Source organism: Polyangium sp. y55x31 (assembly GCF_029946505.1).
In the GTDB taxonomy this organism is placed as follows: Bacteria; Myxococcota_A; Polyangia; order Polyangiales; family Polyangiaceae; genus Polyangium.
This window is the reverse complement of record NZ_JARZHG010000056.1, coordinates 15,741-33,512: the sequence shown is the minus strand read 5'-3', so window position 1 is coordinate 33,512 and position 17,772 is coordinate 15,741. Positions and strand designations below refer to the sequence as shown.

Below are 17,772 nucleotides of genomic sequence, written 5' to 3'. Positions count from 1 at the left end.
CGGAAGGGGGGGCCGTACCGGGGGGTCGGGTCACGAAACCACGCGGAAGGGGGGGCCGTACCGGGGGGTCGGGTCACGAAACCACGCGGAAGGGGGTCCGGACCGGGTCGTCGGGTGGTTTCGTCAGGGCGCCTCGGGGATCGTATCCACCTCGCCGGTGGTTTCCTTGGCGGCATGGGTGGTGCGCGTCCGGAGCACTGCCTTTTTCTCTGCGTCGCGGAGGGGCCCGAAGACCAAGGTGTCGGTCGGAGCGGGGAGCTCGGCGAGCTCGCCGTCGGCGACCAGGGCATTGACGACGCGAATCCACCGATTGCGCGCCTTCACGAGGGCGAGGCCCGAGGAGGCGTCGGACTGCTGCTCGGCGAGGAGGCGCCCTTTCTCGTCCTCGAGCCCTCCGAGCTTCTTGCCGATGGTGATCCACTCCTGGAGGTAATGGGTGAGTGATTTCTGCGAGGGCCCCTGGCCGACGAGAATGGCATCCGTGCGTGCCACGACGGCGGGGGTGAGCCGATCTTCGAGCTGAGCCGCCTGGCCAGCCTCGGCGCGATAGGTCTTCTGCATGCTGGAGAGCCCCTCGGGGATGAGGGTATCGCGGAGGGCCAAGAGCTCCGCCGCCGCCTCGCCGTCGAGCATCTCGGCGGTCGCGGTGAGGAGGCCGAAGACACCCCGAATGATGGAATCGTGCCGGACATCGAGCCTCGCCTCCTCGGCGCTGAGCGCGTTCATTCGAGGCAGCTTGGCAGGCTGAGCGGCGGCAGCGAGGCCGGCGTGTGCCTCCTCGATCCGAGGGAGTTTGCCGGAGAGGTCGGCGCTCGCGAGAATGGCGGCGCGGGCGGGGGATTGCGGGTCGATCCAGCTCGAGGAGACCTGGAGCATTTCTTCGGATCGAAGGTGCTTGTAAGCCATGGGAGGGACCGGGACGGTATCATGGGAGCAGAACGGGGAGCAATGTGGAGGTGATGGACGCAACCAAGAGCAATGATCCCGTTCTTCGTGAAGACGCCCGGTCGAAAGGTACGTGTGCTCAGCCCGGATCGGCTCGCCGCGCTCTGGGGAGCGCTCGATCGGGTCGCCGACGGGCCAAGCCCGCTCGACGATGCCATCCGAGAGGAGCGGCCGCACCTCCGGTACGAGAAGAACGGCGTCACGCACTGGCTCGCAAGCACGACCCCCGAAGGCACGAGCACGTACGATCTCTTCGAACAAGCGCTCGGTCTCGAAGAGTGGGTGGGCTCGGACGCCGAGAGAGAAAAGTTATGGTTGGAATCGCGCTGAAACGGGTCCCACGTCCCACAACGTCGGCTCGTCGCGCACCTCCGCGGGACCATGCATCGCTCTGTGCGGCGGCCCTGCGCATGCTCCTCCTGGCCTCGCTCTCGGCGTCGTGCCGGCCGGCATGGACATCCATACCGAGCCACTCGAAAGCGCGTGGCCGCCGTGCAGGCGCTCGGGCATCCGCAAGATCGACGTTCCAGCCACGGCCCCGGCGCGGTAGCCGGGCGCACGCCGGGTTGCCCTGAGGAACTTGGGCGGCTAAAGTCTTCGTTGCTCATTCGAGCCCTGACGAGGGCGACCCGTACCAGGAAGGAACGACGGGCCGTGGAGGTGTTCCATGGCCTGGTTTTTCCTGATCCTCGCGGGTGTTCTCGAAGTCGTCTGGTCGCTCGGGCTCAAGTACACGCAGGGCTTCACGCGCCCAGTTCCGAGCATCATCACCGGGACTGCCATCGTCGCGAGCATGGTCTCGCTCGCACGAGCCGCGCGCACGCTTCCGATCGGCACCGCGTACGCGGTCTGGGTCGGCATCGGCGTGGTCGGTGCTGTCATCGGCGGTGTCGTCCTCTTTGATGAGGCGATGCCTCCGCTGCGCATCGTCTTCGTCGTGCTCCTCGTCGTGTCGATCGTCGGCTTGAAGCTGACATCGGCCACGTAGCGGCTGCGTGAATTGCTCGAGGACCTATTGGTACCTGACACGGGCCCTGGGGAACGATGCCAGCATGAAGAGCTGAACCCGCGTCGTCACACTTCGCCCGGCTCCGCCGATAGGGGACAGCACCATGCTTCGATCCCTCCACGTCCTCCTCGTCCTCGCCGCCATCCTCCTCGCTGCCGCCTCGGCCCAGGCGGCCGAACCGCTCGTCGTCCAGGTCATCGTCCCTTTATGCTCGAATGACCAGATCGATTGCGGCAGCAACGTCGCCGGCGACCCCGACCGCCTCGACACGAACCTCTACTGGGGCGCCGCCTTCGGCCATCGCCGCTACTTCGACCGCAAGAAGAGCGGTTTTACCCGCATCGACGTCCTCCCTGCCGACGGCCCGCGCCTCGAACGCGTGGTCTACCGCCGCCTCGTCTCGGCGGAGCCTTTCGGCGGCAAACCCGGGGAAACCCTCGAACAAATCGTCGTCCTCGACGCCTACCACGGCGATTCCATCGACCGCGCCGTCGAAACGTTCTGGCGCCTCGCGACCCGCGGCGGACGCATTCGATTCCACGATGCCGGCAAAGAACGGGAAGTCAGCATCACCGTCGCCGGCTACGCGGGCCACAACCGCCTCATGGACGGCGTGCGTCTCCCACCGTCGCCCGGCGCCGATTCGCGCGGCCGCGCCATTCCCTCGTTCGTCCTGGCCTGCGACTCCGAGCCTTATTTCGGCCCCGCCTTGCGCGCCGCGGGCTCGGAGACGTTGCTCATGACCCGCTCGCTCATGGCCCCCGAGGGATACGTCCTCGACGCCGTCGTCCGTGCGATCGGCGAACACGCGCCGCCTACCTCCATTCGTGATCGCGCCGTGGCCGCTTATGCGAAATGGCAAAAGCTCTCCCGCCGCGCCGCGGGCACCATCTTCGCAAAACCCCGCTGATTACCGCCCGCCCCGCGGATTCTCCATCGCCACGCGCGAGGCGTTCGCCCGGACATACACCGTCCGCTCCAGGAACGCCTCGAACGCCTGCATCATCCGCGCCTCGACCTCGGGCCCCTCCAGGATTCCGAGCGCCCGCGCCACCGCCTCCATCGTCGACATCGTCCCCTCGCGCTCGCTGCGCCGGAGCGCCCCGAATCGTGTGGTTTGTCCCTCCGGAAGTTTTACCGTCAGGGCTTTTTGCGCGTCCGGATCCCGCCGCGAGATGCGCCGCGCTTGCCCCCACGTCCCGTCGGGCACCATCAAAATGGCGCGCTCTCCCTCCACGAGATCCGCCGAGAGTACACGCGCCTCCGCGTCCGGGAACAACACGAGCACGCGCCCCTCGGGCAAGGGCATCGCGGGCTCGCGGCTCGGATCGCCGTGCACGCGCACGATCGTCTCGGGAACCATCCGCGCCACGAGCCGCCCGGTATTCGAGCTCTTGAACCGCTCCAGGTGATGCACGAGCAAGACGAGCTGCGTCCGCACGGCCATCGGCGCGAGTTTTTCGCAAATGCACAAGGATGGCGGCAGCCAGCACGCCTCGCACCGCAGAATACGCCGCGTTCGTCTCGGCTCTTGCCCCGGGGGCGCCTCGGGCGGCGGGACGAATGCACTCATCGTCACCTCTTTTTGACCTCGAACAGATGCGCCCCGTAGGCCGGCAGCTCCACGTAGAGCCCGCGCCGATCGTCGAGCAGCTCGTCCCCGCTGCGCCGATATTCCTCACCCCCGATGCGATCGACGAGCAGCACGTTCCTCCCGGCGATCCCCGCGAGATCCAGCGCCAGCCTGCATTGCGCCCGCGACGGGCCGAAGTTCACCGCGACGATCACGGCGCTCGTCCGCGAATCCCAGCGATACGCGACGAACGATTCGAAGCTCGTGCTCCCCGGCCCGACCGCGTGCGGCGGCAGCAGCGCGAAGCGTCCGCGCCGGAGGACGTCGAGCTTCATCGCCTCGAAGAGCGACCGGTGAAACGCGATGCTCGCCTCGTCCACGCGCTCGTCCGCGCGCCGCGCGAGCTGCACCGGCGCCCGGATCTTCCGCCCTTCGAGCTGCCCCTCGTGGAAAAACCGCATCCCCGGCGCGGTCCCGAGCAGCACCGTGGCCGCCTTCCTCCGATCGGGCGGCAGCGCAGACGCTATCCGCGGCTCGTCATGATTCTCCAGAAATCGCGCCGAGCGCGCCTGATAATCGAACGACCCGCTCAGATGCCCGCGCACCGCGCTTGCCGACCCGTGCAGCAGCCGATCGTACATGCTCTTGTCGTACGTGTAATCGAACCCGAGCGTCTGCAGCCGCCATTCGAGGTCCCAGTACGCCTCGGCGAGCAGCACGAAATTCGGATGTCGTTCCCGCACCGCGTCGATCGCCTCGGCCCAGAACTCGCCCTCGGCCTCCCGCGTCCCCGCGGCCCGCCGCGCGTGCGCCCACGTCCGCCGAAACACGTCCGAGAGCACGAGCATCGCCATGTCGCACCGCACGCCGTCGCACCGCGAAGCGACGTCGAGGAGCGTCTCGATCGACGCTTGCCGCGTCTCCTTCACGCGGAAATCGAGCTGCGCCGTATCGGTCCACGGCGGGAAATACGGATCCTTTCCGCAGGCGATCTGCCCGTTCGCCTCCCTGACGAAGAGCTCCGGCCGCTCCGTGATCCAGTGATGATCCCGCGCCAGGTGGTTCGGCACGAAATCGAGCAGGAGCCCGATCCCCCGCGCCCGGAGCCTCTCCCGTAGCGCTGCGAGCGCCTCGTCCCCGCCGAGCGACGGATCGACCGCGTACCGCGCCACCGCGAACGGCGATCCGATCACGTCCGCCGGCCCGAGATCGGGCAGCGCCCGCTCGTATTCGGCGCGCAAACCCGGCGTCTCCCGCGCGATCTTCGGCCCCACCGCGCCGAGCGTCCACACGCCCATCAGGTACACGTAATCGAAGCCGAGCCGGGCCAGCCGATCGAGCTCCCCGTCGGGCACGTCCGCGAGCGTGACGCGCGCGCCCGCCGCGCGCCCGAGATCGTGGAGCCACATGCGCGCGAAGATCTCGTACAGGGCCGGGCTGTGGACGCTCGTATCACCAAGGATCATCGGTTCTTCCCCCGGATCAGGGACGCCATGTCCCGCGCGACCTCCGCCGGGACGAACCCGCGTTCGTCGAGGCCGCGCCGCGCATGATACGCCTTTATCGAGCGGGCGAACCCCTCGCGATCGATCCCCGCGCCCTTCGCGGCACCTCCCGGCAATTTTTCCTCGAAGAACCGCGCGGGCAGCGTGTCCTCCGCGGGCGTCCACCCCTCGCGCTCGTTGAACAGCCGCCGCACGAGCGTGATCCGCCCGCCCACGCGCACGAGCTCCTCTGCCTCGAACGGCAGCCCCGTCACGGCTCGCAGCATCTCCGCCGATTCCCCGAAAAAATCCTCCATCGCCCGACGCAGGAACTTGCACAGGATCAGCGCATCCATCACCGCCGCCCGATCCTCCGCCGCCACGGCGTGCGCCGCCGATTCCTCGCTCGCCTCGAACCGATTCACCTTCCCCGAAAAATCCGCCTCGTACGCCCCGCTCCGGTTGTGGTCCGCGCCGCGTGTCCCCACGGCGAACCCGAGCGCCATCGTTTGCAGCGCCCGCGGCTCGTAGCCCGGGATCTCCATCCCCTTCACGTGCGGCGCGAACGACGGCGCCTCCCCGCCCACGATCTCCGCCGCGCGCCGGCTCCCCTCCGCGAGCAAACGCCCGAGCGGCGTCCGCCTTCGCGCGATGTCCTCGAGCAACACGAGCATCCGCTCGCCCGCGCCGAACCGCAGATCCCGCGCCTCCTCGGCGAGCGGACCCGCAGGGAAGAGGCCTCGCTCGGCGCACTCCATGGCGAACGCGATCGTCCCGCCCGCCGAGATCGTGTCGATCCCGAGCTCGTCACACGCCGACGACGCCCGCAAGACCACCTCGGGATCCCCGATCCCGCAGAGCGGCCCGAGCGCGAACAGGTTCTCGTACTCCATTTTGACGGGCCGCTGCCCCGGACGAACCTCGAAGAAATGCTCGCAGCCGATCGTGCAGCTCTTGCACGAGCCCCGGCCTTGCGCGCGCGTCTCGTGCAGCGCCTCGCCTTCGATCTTCCGCGCCTCCTCGAACGTGCTCGCCTGAAAATTACGCGTCGGCAGCGCCGCGAGCCGGTTGAACGTCGAGAGGTTCGCCACCGTCCCGAGCGCTCGATATTTTTCCGTTGCAGGTCCAAGCGATCGGCGGGCCAGATCCTTCGCGATCCCGAGCGTCGCCTCCGCATCCGCGAGCGGCACGGGCCGGCTCCCTCGCACGCCGATCGCCTTCACGCGTTTCGCCCCGAGCACCGCGCCGAGCCCGCCGCGCCCCGCATGACGCCCCTCGTTCGCGATGCCCGCATACCGCACGAGCCGCTCGCCCGCGACCCCGATCACCGCGAATCGATGCTCTGGATACGCCTTCCCGAGCCGCTCGCTCGCCTCCGAAATTGTAAAATCACGCCCCCACAGCTCGGGACAAGGCACGACCTCCGCGCCCTCCTCGTCGACGAGCACGATCGACGGCTCCGCGGCCTCTCCGACGAGCACGATCGCATCGAGCCCCGCGCGTTTGCCCGCGATGGCGAACGACGACGACGAGAGCCCGTCCGAGATGCGCCCCGTGAGCGGTGATTTCGCCACGAACGCGAGCTTCGCCGAGGTCGTGAGCGGCGTGCCCACGAGCGGCCCGAACGCGAGCACGAGCGCGGCCTCGGGCCCGAGCGGATCAAAGCCCGGCGGCGTCTCGCGCGTGAGCAGGAGCGCGCCGAGCCCGACCCCGCCGACGACGGCGCGCCGCGTCGTCTCGTCGAGCGGCACGTGCTCGGCGCTCGGGCGACCGAGGTCGACGCGCAGGTATCGCTCGAAATAACCGCCGCGCCCCATGCTCGGTTTCTAACCGCCTGCGTCCGCGGACACCAGCACCACGACGTCCCCCTCGCCGAGCGGCGTCGCTAGATCGGCCGTGATCTGCGCGCCGTTCAAGGCCACGAGCCATCCCGGCGCGAGACGTCCGCCCGCGACGATGACGCGTTCGAGCGCTGGGCACGCGGCGCCGAGGGCCACGAGCGCATCGCCGAGCGAGCGCGCGTCGACCTCGATCACCTCGCGACCGGCGCGCAGCCGGGCCACGCCGTAGAGCTCGATGGTCACCACGCGGCAAACCTACCAGCACACCGCAACGCGCGCCTTCGACGCATGCGAGGTTTTTCCTCGGCTGGACCTTTGACGCATCCCGTCACGAACATCCTTGGAAATTCGTCGCTTGACGTTGCGTGGCTTCTCATGGTTTCACGTCAAACGAAGGCCGTGGGTCATTCCGGCAGCCCGCGCACGCGTTTTGCGGCCCGGGGCGGTCACGAAAGCCACCACCCCCATCGGCGGAGGTCAGCGCGATGCAACTTCGTAGGCGACAGCTTCCCCTCTTCCTCTCGATCCTCGCGGCTCTCTTCCTGTTCGGCACGGGCGCCTTCGCCGAGGACTGGAAACTCACGGGCACCGGGACCCGCGTGAAGACCGTGGTCCTCGTCGACGTGAACGTCTACCAGATCTCGCACTTCATCAAGGGCGCGGTCGAGAAGTCGAAGAAGGCCGTGATCGACGCCGACATCGACAAGAAGTTCGAGTGGACGATGAAGCGCGACGTCGACCACGAGAAGGTCGTGCAGACGCTGCGCGACGCGTTCGCCATGAACGGCTACGCGGACAAGGGCAAGATCGACAAGTTCCTCGCCGCCTTCTCCCGCGAGCTCAAGGAGAACTCCAAGATCTCGATCGTGTACGACGCGGCGAAGAAGTCCACGACGGTCACGGTCGGCGGCGGCGGCAGCGCGACGGTCGAGGGCGTCGACTTCATGAAGGGCGTCTGGGCCATCTGGTTCGGCAAGATCGACCAGCCCAAGCTCGGCGACGCGCTCATCAGCAAGCTGTGAACGAAACGCGGCGCCCGAGGCTCCGCGAATAGGCCGGCTGCTCGTCACCCTTGGAGACAAGGAGGCGAGGCCGGCCTTCGTTTTTCCCGGCGTCCTTGCTCGCCGCGCGCCCCGGCGACAAGCTCCGCGCCTCGCATGGCCCGCTTCACCCGGCGAACCGACTGGGATCGCACCGAAAATCCGCTGACCACCCTGCTCGCCGACGCAAAGCGCGCGGGTCGCGACCTCGTCGATCTCACGGAGTCGAACCCCACGCGCGCCGGCATCGTCGACACGACGCCGCTCGTCGCTCTGCTCGGCCATCCACGCGGCACAACGTACGCCCCGCTTCCGCTCGGCCACCCGAAGGCCCGCGCCGCCGTCGCCGCTTCGTTCCACGAGCGCGGCTTGCCGGCTCGTGAGGATCGCGTCGTCCTCAGCGCGAGCACGAGCGAGGCGTACACGTGGCTCTTCAAGCTGCTCTGCGAGCGTGGGGATCGCGTCCTCGTCCCGGCGCCTTCGTATCCTCTGTTCGAGTTCCTCGCCCGGCTCGAAGACGTCGAGCTCGCCACGTACCCGCTCGTGCGCGAGGAAGGTTTTCGGATCGATCTCGGCGCGCTCGATCGCGCCGCCGAAGAGTCCCGCGGCCACGCGCGCGCGATCGTCCTCGTGCACCCGAACAACCCCACGGGCACCTACGTGCGTCGCGACGAGGCGGACGAGGTTTCGCGCATCGCCGCGCGTCACGGCATGGCGCTCATCGTGGACGAGGTCTTCGCCGAGTATCCGCACGGCGTTTTGCCCGCGGATCGGCTCCCGAGCTTCGCGGGCGAGCGTGAGGCGCTCACGTTCGTGCTGGGCGGCCTCTCGAAGAGCCTGCTTTTGCCGCAATGCAAGCTCGGCTGGACGCTCGTCTACGGCCCCGACGCGCTTTGCGACGAGGCGATCGCGCGGCTCGAGCTCGTCGCGGACACCTACCTCTCGGCCTCGACGCCGGCGCAGCTCGCGCTCCCGGAGCTGCTCGCCGCGCGCGCCTCGGTGCAAGGGCCCGTCCGCGCGCGCACGGCGGAAAACCTCGCGGCGCTCGATCGCGCGCTCGCAGCGGCGGGCGAAGACGCCGCGGTCCGGCGCTTGCCCACCGACGGCGGCTGGTACGCGATCCTCGAAGTTCCGCGGACGCGCGACGAAGACGCCTGGGTTGAAACGCTCGTGCGCGATCACGGCATCGTCGTGCATCCGGGCTACTTCTTCGACATGGAGCGCGAGGGGTTTCTCGTGGTCAGCCTGCTGCCGGGCCCGGAGGACTTCGCGAAGGCGATCGAGATCGTCGTCACGTCCGTCGCGAAAGGTTGAGCGCCGCGACGGATCGCCTAGGATGCGCCGCATGCGCGAAGAGACGGAGGTCATCGTCGTGGGCGCCGGTCCGTCGGGGCTCTCCGTCGGGGCGTGCTTGCGGTCCCGCGGCATCTCGTTCGAGATCCTCGAGCGATCGGGCGAGGTGGGATCGTCCTGGCGGAACCATTACGAGCGGCTCCACCTGCACACCGTGCAGCGCTTCTCCGCATTGCCGGGCATGCCCTGGCCCCCCGGCACGCCGACCTATCCGTCGCGGGCGCAGATGGTCGCGTATCTCGACGCGTACGCCCGCGACTTCGAATTGCATCCCCGATTCGGCGAGGACGTCCGCTCGGCGCGGCGCGAGGACGGCGGGTTTGTCCTGCGCACCGAGGCGAACGAGTACCACACGCGCGCGCTCGTCGTCGCCACGGGGTACAACCGCGTCCCCAACATCCCGACCTGGCCGGGCGAGGCCTCGTTCGGCGGCTCGATCCTGCACAGCTCCCGCTACAAGAACGGCGATCCTTGGCGGGGCAAGCGCGTCCTCGTCGTGGGCGCGGGCAACTCCGGTGCGGAGATCGCGCTCGATCTTTGGGAGCACGGCGCGAAGCCCGCCCTCTCGGTCCGCGGCCCCGTGCACGTCGTGCCGCGTGATTTGACGGGCGTCCCCTCGCAGTTGAGCTCCCTCTTCCTCTTCTCGCGCCTGCCGCCCAAGGTCGCCGACGCGATTTCGCTTTTCGCCCTCGATCGGCTCCTCGGGGACCTCACGCCGTACGGTTTTACGCGACCGAAGCTCGGGCCGATCTCGCAGGTGATCGTCGAGAAGCGCATTCCGCTCATCGACGTCGGCACGCTGGAGCTCGTCAAGCAAGGGCAGATCGACGTGGTGAAGGACGTGCGCTCCTTCAGCCCCGGCGAGGTGCATTTCGTCGATGGAACCACGCGTCCGTTCGACGCGGTCGTGCTCGCGACGGGTTATCGGACCGGGATCTCCGACTATTTCGAGGACGCGGAGGGTTGGCTCGACGAACGGGGGTATCCGCGTTATTTCGGCGAGCCGGTGCCGGGGGCGCCGGGTCTCTTTTTCATTGGCTTCCGGAACCCGCTCACGGGCGCGCTCCACGACATCGCGGTCGAGGCCGAGCGCGTCGCGAACTACCTCGCGGGGGAGAAGCGTTGAAATGGCCGAGCTCGATCACTGGCACCCGGTGCTCTTCGCCGACGAGCTCGGCAAAAAGCCCGCGCCCGTGCGCGTCTGTGATCGCGAGCTCGTCGTGTTCCGCGCCTCGAATGGACAAGCGACGCTCGGCGCGCTCGCCGACGTCTGCCCGCACCGGGGCATGCGCCTCAGCGAGGGGCGCGTGGAGGGCGGGCGGCTGGTTTGTCCGTACCATGGCTGGTCGTTCGCGCCGGACGGCGAGGGCAAAAGCCCCGCCACGCCCGCGGCGCGGCCTTGCGCCGACGCCTTCGAGGTGGTCGAGCGATACGGCCTGATCTGGATCAAGCGACGCGGCGTGGATGCCGCTTTCCCCGCGCTCGACGTGAGCGGGTATCACTTCATCGGCAAGACGCGGCACCGGGCCGAGGCCCCGCTCGAGGTCACGCTCGACAATTTCATCGAGGTCGAGCACACGCCCGAGGTCCACGCGCTGCTCGGGTATCCGCGCGAGCGCATGGCGGAGGTCACGTGCGAGGTGACGAGCACGGAGAGGAGCGTACGCGTCTACAACGAGGGCCCACAAAAAGCGCTCCCGCGACCGCTGTATTCGCTCCTGCAGATCGAGACCGGTGATTCCTTCGTCGACGACTGGACCACGTGGTTTTCGCCGGTCTACACCGTCTACGATCAATACTGGTTCGATCCGGCGACGGGACAGCGGCGGCCGAACGCCTTGCGGATCGCGATCTTCTTCGTGCCCGTCACGGCCGGGCAGACGGACATCTTCGCGCTCTCGTACGCGCTGGCGGCGCCGTGGGAGCGTTATGGCCTCAATGCCTTCGCGTATCTCTTGACGCGCGCCTTCGTGGTGATGGAGCTACGGCGTGACGTCACGCTCCTCGGCAAACTCGCGGACAAAAGCCCCGAGCTTCGCGGCAGAACATTGAGCCGCTTCGACAAACCGCTCGGGCTCGCCAGAAAACGGATCGAGTCGATCTATCGCGGCCGCGGTTAGACCGCCCGATGCGCGCGCTTCACCTCGTCGGCCGCTTCGAGCGCCGCTTCCATCTCCTGCACGAGCTCGTCGGCGGCCTCCTGCTCCTTCGCGGCCTGCGCCTCCCGCATCGAGGCATCGAGCCGCGCCGAGGTTTTTCGCAGCGCCTCGGCGACCCGCTTTCCTTCCGCCGACGCCGCATCCACGCGGCGCTCGCGTAACGATCGGATCGCCGCGTCCACCGCGGGCGCGAGCGGCGCCGCCAGCACCGGATCGGCGCGCCGGAGCTGCTCCTTCACGCTGCGCGCGAGCGAGAGCATCTGCCCCGCCGGCGAGGCGTCGCGCTTCTTTTTCCACGTCCACGCCGCGAACCCGACCACCGCGGCGAGCGCCACGCCCGCGCCCGCCTGCAAATACGGCATCACGCCCGGCGCGACCTCCACCACGGGCGGCGGCGGCAGCACCGCCTCGATACCCTCGCCGACGAGCGAGCCCTTGAAATCCTCCCAGCCCATGAGCCGCTTTTGCAGGGCGATTCGCTTGTTCACCACGAGGCACGGCGCCTCGACGCCCGCCGCCCCGCACGCCTCCGCACCCGAGCCCGTCGCGACGAGCGTCACCTCGTGCGTGTCGACATTTCGTTTCGTCAGGTGAAACCCGCCCGACTCCACTTCGATGAGCCCCACCGGATCGACCGACGCCCCCCCGGGCGCCTCCTTGGGCCAGGTGGTCGTCGCCGCGTCGATGATCGAACCGTCGTGTTTCGACGTGTAGAACCCGCGCAGCGTGATGGTTTGTCCCGCCGCCACGTTGACGTGCACGGCGGGTTTGTCGAGCGGGATCTCGAGGACGATGGGATCGGACATGCGCGCCTCAGCCTACCGCAGATGCGAGCGGCTCGCGGTCTCGAGCAGCATGGCGAAGAGGAGCGGATCACCCATGCCCGTGCTCTGCGCCGCGTGCTCGCGCATGCGGGCGAGGCGATCGGCGTCCTTCAGGAAGAGCGGCTCTTCGAGGGTCTTCGCCGCCTCGCGCAGGATCGTCTCGCGCTCGGTGAGCAGGCTGATCGCATACTGCTTGTCGCCGCCGGCCACGTTCTGGGCCGCGCGCGCCAGCGTCTCGCCCGCGGCAAAACCCTGGATCGTGCGGGCCACGGAGCCGTCGATCGTCGCCCCGCTCGCCACGTCGGAGTCGGCCCACTCGATGTCGACCGGGAACTCCTCGGTCACGTTTTTCTTGGAAATGCGGTCCTTGTACTTGAGCTCGACCAGCGCGAGCTGCCCCTTGCCCACGCCGGCGCCCGCGCGGAGCTGGAAGAGCAGCGCGTGGCTGTCGCCCGCGGCGAAGGCCGGAATGAAGAACCGCATGCCGCCCTCCTGATCGTCTTTGCGGTCCTGCTTGATGTTGTCGCGCTTCGCCGCCTGCTCGTCCGCCGCGACCTCCTGCGCCCGCACGCGCTGCGCCTCGGCCTCGGAGAGCCGGCGCGAGCCGTAGACCTTGAGCAGATCGAAGCCCTTCTTCAGGCGCACGCGGACCTCGACGGCCGTCGCCGCCGGGTCGAGGCGTTTGTCGAGCTCGGTGCCGAGCGCCGGGGCGATCTGCGCCGCGTCGCGCAGGTAGTAATAACCGCCCGCGCCGTCCTCCGCGATCGCGCTCATGAGCGCGCCGTCGTAATCGGCGCCGAGGCCGAACGTGCTCGTTTGAATGCCCTTCTGGAACGCGTCGAGCGCGAGCTTCGAGATGCCGCTCGCCGACTTGATCCCGCTGTTCGCGCGGCCGTCGGAGAGCAAGAGGACGACCTTCACCGCGTCCTCGGGGATGGTCTTCGTCTCGGCCTGCGCATACCCGAGCTCGAGGCCGCTCGAAATGTTGGTGCCGCCGCCCTCCTTGATCTCGGCGATCACCTTCTTGATGGCCTCGCGGCGCGCGCCGACGGGGCCGTCGGGGATCTTGACCTCGGCGTCGGTCGAGAACGTCACGAGGGAAAAATCGTCGGTCGGCGCGAGCTTGTCGACGAGCGCGCTCGCGGCCTCGCGGGCCTGCTTGATCGACTCGCCCTGCATCGAGCCGCTCACGTCGAGGACGAGGTGCACGGAGAGGTGCGGGCGCTCGGCGGGTTTGTCGGGGCTCGATTTCAGCGTGAGGCGGAGGTGGAACGGGCTGCCCGAGGGCGGGAGTTTTCCGCGTTCGAGGCCGGCCTGGATGCCGAGGGCTTTGCCCTTCGGGACCTCGAAGCCCGTGACGTAGTGGGCGCCGACGTCCGAGACGAGCTCGCGCTCGCCCGGGGGGATGATGCCACGCGCGACGGCGGATTCGAACGCGGCGAGGTGGCCGCCGCCGGGACGGTATGTCGTGGCAAACCGGCCGTTCGGGTCGATCGTGGGCGCGTCGTTCGCGGAGGGCGGAATCAGCGCCTGGGTCGGCGCTGGCAGCACGCCGCCGCCGCCGGCCTTCGCGTCGGCCTTGGCGGCGGCCTCGCCCGGCGCGCGCGTCGCGCCGTCGCCGCCGCGGATGCCGAACGCGCGGGGCGCCTCGGCGGCGACGTCCGGGGTGCCCAGGTAGCCTTGCTCGCCCTTGGCCCGGGTATTCGGCTCCTCGGGCGCCTGTGCGGCCGCTTCCTCGTGGCTCGGGGCCGCCTTCGTGCACCCGCCGCCGACGAGGCCGCTCGCCAGGCAGAGGCTTCCGAGGATCATCGAGGTACCGCTCTTCGACATGCGCGACATGGTCATATCCCTCAGGCTCGAGACGTCGTGTTCGGTGCGGTTCGACGAAGCAGGGCCGCGGACGATCTACGGCGGCGCGCCTGATCTTCGCCGATTTTCGCGCACAAAGGGAGCGGGAACTCGCCGCGATGGGCGTTGTCGAAGCGTGGCCGGGCGGCTGCTCAGCGGGCGCCGAGGCCCATGGCCGTGTCGAAGGCGAAGAGGAAGCTTCCCTGCAGGGCGACGCCCGCGCCGGCGCCGCGGACCCAGTCGTTCTTGCCAAACCCGACCATCAAGGCCCCGGCCGTCACGTAAAGGACGTCGAGCCCCGCATTCACGAGGAAGATCGTCCGCGCCTTGCGGTCTTCGGCCTGCCAGTAGGAAAGGGGTTTGTCGAGGCCGCTCTGCTTCGCGAGGCCGCGGTAGCCGAACCCGGCGATGACGCCGTCGACCGCGCCCCAGGCGACGTTCTGGATGCCGATCGAGCGCGTGTAGTCGTCGCCGGCCGTGGCCCAGAGCGCGGCGCCCGTGGCGATGCTGGCGACGGCCCAGCTCGTGAGGACGGTCATCGCGCGCGTCTGCGTTTCGAGGTGCGCCTCTCGCGCGGCGATGGCCGCGGGATCCTGCCCTTTCGGCGCGGGCAGAGGCACGGGCGCGATCGCGGGCGGATCTGCGTGCGCGATCGCAGGCGCGAGGAGCAAGGTGAGGGCGTGGATTCCGAGGGCGCGCCGTGGCATCGTGGTTTGGAATGTACCAAGACCAAGCGCTCCCCCGAAGACCCTTCCTCGGCCTCGAACTACGGGCGCGCCCCGCGGAAGGCGCCTCGGAGGGCCTCGAGGTCGTTCGGGTGGCGGAAGGCGGGGCCGCCGCGCTCGCGGGCGTGCAAGCGGGCGATCGCCTGGTGGCGCTCGGTGATGCGACGGTGTCCGAGCCGCGCGCGCTCGTCGCGCTGGTGCGAGGCCTCGTGCCCGGCGCGCCGCTCCATTTCGAGATCGTTCGCGACGGCGCGCGCTTGACGCTCCCTGGCAAGGCCACGCCGCTGCCGATCGAGCGTATCGCCGGCGCGGAGGTTCGTCTGGGACACGTGACCGTGCGGGGATCGTGGCGGCAACGGACGCTCTTTGCGATTCCCACATCGAGCCGTCCACCGTTCACGACCGTGCTTTACCTCTCGGGCCTCGGTACGGCCTCGTGCGAGCTCCCGCAGGACCCGGACGATCCGATGCGCGCATTCCTCTCGGGCCTCGCGGATGCGGGCATTGCCACGATGCGCGTCGAGCGGAGCGGGGTGGGGGACAGCGAGGGTCCGCCCTGCCAAACCACGGGGTTTTTCGATGAGGTGGAGGGCTATCGGGCCGCGCTCGAATCACTCGCGCAGGATCCGCTGGTGGGGCGGATCGTGATCTTCGGCCATAGCCTCGGGGGCATGATCGCGCCGCTGCTCGCGGGCGAGGGGACGCAGGCGCGTGGCGTCGTCGTCTTCGGCACGTCCCAGCTCAAATGGGTCGATTGCATGGTGCGGGCGACGCGGCGGCAGCGCGTCCTCGCCGGGATGGAAGGCGAGGAGCTCGAAAGGTACGTCGCGGCTTGGAGCGAGATGCACACGAGCGTTTGTCGGGAAGGCATGTTCCCGCGGGACGTCTTCGCGAAGCGCCCCGAGCTCGCGTGGATCGAAGGGACCTCGTGCCACGGCGAGACGATGTTCGGCCGGCATGTTTCGTTGTTCCAGGAGATCGAGCGCCTCGATCTGCCCGCGCTCTGGAGGACGACGAACGTTCCCGTGCTCGTGCTGCACGGCAGCTACGATTATGCCGCGGCGCCGGAGGAGGGGCGGATGATCGCGGACGAGATCGCGGCGGCTTCGCCGGGGCGGTCGCATTTCGTGCTCCTCGACAAGGTGGGGCACGACATGCGCCGGCACGAGAGTTACGCGCAGAGCTACCAGAACCCCCGCGCCGGCGTATGGGACGATGGGCTCCTCCGCGCGATGCTCGAATGGCTCTCGCACGAGGGGCTCGGGCCCGGCTGATCAGCGCAGATCCTCGTCGACGAGCGCCCACGAGGCGCGATCGAACGGCAGCCCCTCGGCCGGCGCGACCCGCACGACGCGCTCGCGCTTGCCGAGGCGCTGCATTTCGAGGGCGCGGTGATGGCAATACGGATTGTTTCCCGGTTTGCCGAAGAGGGCCGTGGCCATCCAGGTGCAGCCGCCCCGACAAACCTCGCCGTAATAACACGTGCGGCAATACCCCCAGCGCTCCTCCTCCGTGCGATCCCGCATGTGGCGGAGCGCGGACGAGCGCTCCCAGATGTCGCGCAGCGAAGCGGATCGGACGTTGCCGCCGACCCAGGACTCCGTGGGCAGCGAGGGGCAGCCCTTGACGTCGCCGTTCGACTCGATGCCCAGCGTGGAGCGCCCGGCGCTGCATGAATCGGCGTGTTTTTCGGTGGTGTAGCTGCGCAGGAGGTGCTCGAACGGCCCGTAATAGCCGATGTTGTTGCCGGCGAGCATCTTGATGCGCGCGGCGTCGGCGCGCGCCTTGAGCGAGGCGAGGAGCGGGAAGAGCTCCAGGAGATCGTACGGCTGCAAAAGGACGTCCGGCTCGTCGGCGGCGCGGCCGACGGGGACCGTGAGCTGCACTTGCCAGCCGTGCGCGGAGACGTCGAGGATCAAATCGAAGATATGCGGGAGCTCGCAGAGGTTCAGGCGATTGACCTGCGTATTGACGGCGACCGGGATCCCGGCCTCGCGGGCATTGCGGAGCGCCTGCACGGCCGCGGCGTACGAGCCCGTGAGCCCGCGGAGCCGGTCGTGCGTGGGCTCGGTGCCGTCGATGGAGACCGCGATGCTCTGCACGCCGGCCTCTTTGGCCAACCGCGCGCGCTCCGGGGTCAGGCCGCGGCCGCCCGTGACGAGCGTGCTTTGCATGCCCATGCGGCGTATTTCCCGGACAACCTCGGTCCACCCCTCGTGCAGGTACACCTCGCCGCCGATGAGCGCGACCTCGCGCACGCCGAGCGCGGCCATCTGCCGGACGAGATCCGTGGCCTCCGCCGTCGTGAGCTCGTCCGGGCGTGACGCGCCCGCGCGCGAGCCGCAATGGCGGCAGGCGAGGTCACAGGCGAGCGTCAGCTCCCAGACCGCGTAAATGGGGCGGCATTCGAGATCGATCGCGCGGACCTCATCCGCGAGCGGGAGATGTTTGCCCCGCGCCTCGCTCGCCATTTGCCCGGCGCGTGGCAAGAGCGGCAGCCCCCGGGGCCGCGTCGCTTGCATGACGGCGCGGCGCTTTTCGGGATCGAGCGGATCGTTCGGCCGGTCTTCCACGGTCAAACGCGCAGGATGTCGCAGGCCTCGTCCGGGAAGACGCAGCCATAAGGTGGACAGACGTTGTTCACGCAGGGGCCGCCGCCGGGGTGGCGCTCCTGTTCCTCGTCCATCTGTTTCTGATGCGCCCTTTCGAGCTCCTCCTGCGTCTGGACGTCATTCGGATCCCGGGCGGGTTTCGTGTTGCACCCTGCGGCGACGGCGACGGTCGCGACGATCGCGGCGCCGACGAGATAACGCTGGCCGCGCGACATCTCGGGCGTCGGCGAAGGAGGCGCGGCGCCCGGATCGGCGGAAATGGCGAGGCCGCAGAAGGGGCACGAGGTTTCGCGCGGGAAGACGTGCCGCTTGCAAGACGGGCAGAGGACCATCGAGGGCATGGCGAGGCTCCTCGGGAG

18 protein-coding genes are annotated in these 17,772 nt (G+C 69.1%); 8 read left to right on the top strand and 10 right to left on the bottom strand.

The window, feature by feature from the left end; genetic code table 11:
- Nucleotides 1–123 precede the first annotated feature (123 nt).
- Entirely contained in the window at nt 124–906 is a 783-nt protein-coding gene (locus QHF84_RS46935; RefSeq protein ID WP_281320168.1) for a hypothetical protein, read from the bottom strand.
- A gap of 72 nt (nt 907–978) precedes the next feature.
- Between QHF84_RS46935 and QHF84_RS46930 the strand changes: the two genes are divergently transcribed.
- The 3 genes from QHF84_RS46930 (at nt 979) to QHF84_RS46920 (ending at nt 2,864) form a co-directional block, all read left to right on the top strand.
- Nucleotides 979–1,275, top strand: a complete 297-nt coding sequence (locus QHF84_RS46930; protein WP_281320167.1) for a hypothetical protein — start codon at nt 979–981, stop codon at nt 1,273–1,275.
- Between the two features lie 337 nt (nt 1,276–1,612).
- The gene (locus tag QHF84_RS46925) at nt 1,613–1,933 is read left to right on the top strand and encodes an SMR family transporter (protein WP_281320166.1); all 321 of its coding nucleotides are present in this window, start codon (nt 1,613–1,615) and stop codon (nt 1,931–1,933) included.
- A 124-nt stretch (nt 1,934–2,057) separates the two neighbouring features.
- Nucleotides 2,058–2,864, top strand: a complete 807-nt coding sequence (locus tag QHF84_RS46920) for a hypothetical protein (RefSeq protein WP_281320165.1) — start codon at nt 2,058–2,060, stop codon at nt 2,862–2,864.
- Here the strand turns inward: QHF84_RS46920 and QHF84_RS46915 are convergent, their stop codons facing one another.
- From QHF84_RS46915 to QHF84_RS46900, 4 genes are read right to left on the bottom strand one after another with little or no spacing between them, the layout of a single operon-like run.
- Nucleotides 2,865–3,527 carry a tRNA-uridine aminocarboxypropyltransferase gene (locus QHF84_RS46915; protein ID WP_281320164.1) on the bottom strand — a complete coding sequence of 221 codons (663 nt, stop codon included), beginning with the start codon at nt 3,525–3,527 and terminating at the stop codon, nt 2,865–2,867. It lies immediately after the preceding gene.
- A gap of 2 nt (nt 3,528–3,529) precedes the next feature.
- The gene (locus QHF84_RS46910) at nt 3,530–4,993 is read right to left on the bottom strand and encodes an alpha-amylase family glycosyl hydrolase (protein ID WP_281320163.1); all 1,464 of its coding nucleotides are present in this window, start codon (nt 4,991–4,993) and stop codon (nt 3,530–3,532) included.
- Nucleotides 4,990–6,828, bottom strand: coding sequence for an aldehyde ferredoxin oxidoreductase C-terminal domain-containing protein (locus tag QHF84_RS46905; RefSeq protein WP_281320162.1), 1,839 nt, complete (start codon nt 6,826–6,828; stop codon nt 4,990–4,992). Before QHF84_RS46905 ends, QHF84_RS46910 begins: the two co-directional genes overlap by 4 nt.
- Nucleotides 6,829–6,837: 9 nt before the next feature.
- Nucleotides 6,838–7,098, bottom strand: coding sequence for a MoaD/ThiS family protein (locus tag QHF84_RS46900; RefSeq protein WP_281320161.1), 261 nt, complete (start codon nt 7,096–7,098; stop codon nt 6,838–6,840).
- 239 nt (nt 7,099–7,337) lie between these two features.
- On the opposite strand from QHF84_RS46900, the gene QHF84_RS46895 reads away from it, so the two are divergent.
- From QHF84_RS46895 to QHF84_RS46880, 4 genes are all read left to right on the top strand, one after another.
- The gene (locus tag QHF84_RS46895) at nt 7,338–7,874 is read left to right on the top strand and encodes a chalcone isomerase family protein (RefSeq protein WP_281320160.1); all 537 of its coding nucleotides are present in this window, start codon (nt 7,338–7,340) and stop codon (nt 7,872–7,874) included.
- 135 nt (nt 7,875–8,009) lie between these two features.
- Nucleotides 8,010–9,206, top strand: coding sequence for a pyridoxal phosphate-dependent aminotransferase (locus tag QHF84_RS46890; protein WP_281320159.1), 1,197 nt, complete (start codon nt 8,010–8,012; stop codon nt 9,204–9,206).
- Nucleotides 9,207–9,237: 31 nt separating this feature from the next.
- The gene (locus QHF84_RS46885; RefSeq protein WP_281320158.1) at nt 9,238–10,371 is read left to right on the top strand and encodes an NAD(P)/FAD-dependent oxidoreductase; all 1,134 of its coding nucleotides are present in this window, start codon (nt 9,238–9,240) and stop codon (nt 10,369–10,371) included.
- Nucleotide 10,372: 1 nt separating this feature from the next.
- A complete protein-coding gene (locus QHF84_RS46880) occupies nt 10,373–11,365 on the top strand; it encodes a Rieske 2Fe-2S domain-containing protein (protein WP_281320157.1) in 993 nt (330 codons plus the stop codon).
- On the opposite strand, the gene QHF84_RS46875 is transcribed toward QHF84_RS46880, so the two are convergent.
- From QHF84_RS46875 to QHF84_RS46865, 3 genes are all read right to left on the bottom strand, one after another.
- Nucleotides 11,362–12,210, bottom strand: coding sequence for a hypothetical protein (locus QHF84_RS46875; protein WP_281320156.1), 849 nt, complete (start codon nt 12,208–12,210; stop codon nt 11,362–11,364). The genes QHF84_RS46880 and QHF84_RS46875 overlap by 4 nt on opposite strands.
- Before the next feature lie 12 nt (nt 12,211–12,222).
- Nucleotides 12,223–14,067 carry a VWA domain-containing protein gene (locus QHF84_RS46870; protein WP_281320155.1) on the bottom strand — a complete coding sequence of 615 codons (1,845 nt, stop codon included), beginning with the start codon at nt 14,065–14,067 and terminating at the stop codon, nt 12,223–12,225.
- A 161-nt stretch (nt 14,068–14,228) separates the two neighbouring features.
- Nucleotides 14,229–14,783, bottom strand: a complete 555-nt coding sequence (locus QHF84_RS46865) for a hypothetical protein (protein ID WP_281320154.1) — start codon at nt 14,781–14,783, stop codon at nt 14,229–14,231.
- An 11-nt stretch (nt 14,784–14,794) separates the two neighbouring features.
- Between QHF84_RS46865 and QHF84_RS46860 the strand changes: the two genes are divergently transcribed.
- Nucleotides 14,795–16,075, top strand: a complete 1,281-nt coding sequence (locus QHF84_RS46860; protein ID WP_281320153.1) for an alpha/beta hydrolase — start codon at nt 14,795–14,797, stop codon at nt 16,073–16,075.
- Here the strand turns inward: QHF84_RS46860 and QHF84_RS46855 are convergent, their stop codons facing one another.
- Together QHF84_RS46855 and QHF84_RS46850 are read right to left on the bottom strand one after the other, a co-directional pair.
- On the bottom strand, nt 16,076–17,374 hold the full coding sequence (locus QHF84_RS46855) for a radical SAM protein (RefSeq protein ID WP_281320193.1): 1,299 nt from the start codon (nt 17,372–17,374) through the stop codon (nt 16,076–16,078).
- A 2-nt stretch (nt 17,375–17,376) separates the two neighbouring features.
- Nucleotides 17,377–17,754: a hypothetical protein gene (locus QHF84_RS46850; RefSeq protein WP_281320152.1), complete on the bottom strand. Its 378-nt coding sequence runs from the start codon at nt 17,752–17,754 to the stop codon at nt 17,377–17,379.
- Between the last annotated feature and the right edge of the window lie 18 nt (nt 17,755–17,772).

Bases quoted from the DNA above. Each gene is read 5' to 3' on its own strand.
- QHF84_RS46910 (WP_281320163.1), bottom strand. From the start codon at position 4,993: ATGATCCTTGGTGATACGAGCGTCCACAGCCCGGCCCTGTACGAGATC.
- QHF84_RS46895 (WP_281320160.1), top strand. From the start codon at position 7,338: ATGCAACTTCGTAGGCGACAGCTTCCCCTCTTCCTCTCGATCCTCGCG.
- QHF84_RS46890 (WP_281320159.1), top strand. From the start codon at position 8,010: ATGGCCCGCTTCACCCGGCGAACCGACTGGGATCGCACCGAAAATCCG.
- QHF84_RS46935 (WP_281320168.1), bottom strand. From the start codon at position 906: ATGGCTTACAAGCACCTTCGATCCGAAGAAATGCTCCAGGTCTCCTCG.
- QHF84_RS46860 (WP_281320153.1), top strand. From the start codon at position 14,795: ATGTACCAAGACCAAGCGCTCCCCCGAAGACCCTTCCTCGGCCTCGAA.
- QHF84_RS46865 (WP_281320154.1), bottom strand. From the start codon at position 14,783: ATGCCACGGCGCGCCCTCGGAATCCACGCCCTCACCTTGCTCCTCGCG.
- QHF84_RS46880 (WP_281320157.1), top strand. From the start codon at position 10,373: ATGGCCGAGCTCGATCACTGGCACCCGGTGCTCTTCGCCGACGAGCTC.
- QHF84_RS46850 (WP_281320152.1), bottom strand. From the start codon at position 17,754: ATGCCCTCGATGGTCCTCTGCCCGTCTTGCAAGCGGCACGTCTTCCCG.
- QHF84_RS46915 (WP_281320164.1), bottom strand. From the start codon at position 3,527: ATGAGTGCATTCGTCCCGCCGCCCGAGGCGCCCCCGGGGCAAGAGCCG.
- QHF84_RS46920 (WP_281320165.1), top strand. From the start codon at position 2,058: ATGCTTCGATCCCTCCACGTCCTCCTCGTCCTCGCCGCCATCCTCCTC.
- QHF84_RS46925 (WP_281320166.1), top strand. From the start codon at position 1,613: ATGGCCTGGTTTTTCCTGATCCTCGCGGGTGTTCTCGAAGTCGTCTGG.
- QHF84_RS46885 (WP_281320158.1), top strand. From the start codon at position 9,238: ATGCGCGAAGAGACGGAGGTCATCGTCGTGGGCGCCGGTCCGTCGGGG.
- QHF84_RS46875 (WP_281320156.1), bottom strand. From the start codon at position 12,210: ATGTCCGATCCCATCGTCCTCGAGATCCCGCTCGACAAACCCGCCGTG.
- QHF84_RS46905 (WP_281320162.1), bottom strand. From the start codon at position 6,828: ATGGGGCGCGGCGGTTATTTCGAGCGATACCTGCGCGTCGACCTCGGT.
- QHF84_RS46870 (WP_281320155.1), bottom strand. From the start codon at position 14,067: ATGTCGCGCATGTCGAAGAGCGGTACCTCGATGATCCTCGGAAGCCTC.
- QHF84_RS46930 (WP_281320167.1), top strand. From the start codon at position 979: ATGATCCCGTTCTTCGTGAAGACGCCCGGTCGAAAGGTACGTGTGCTC.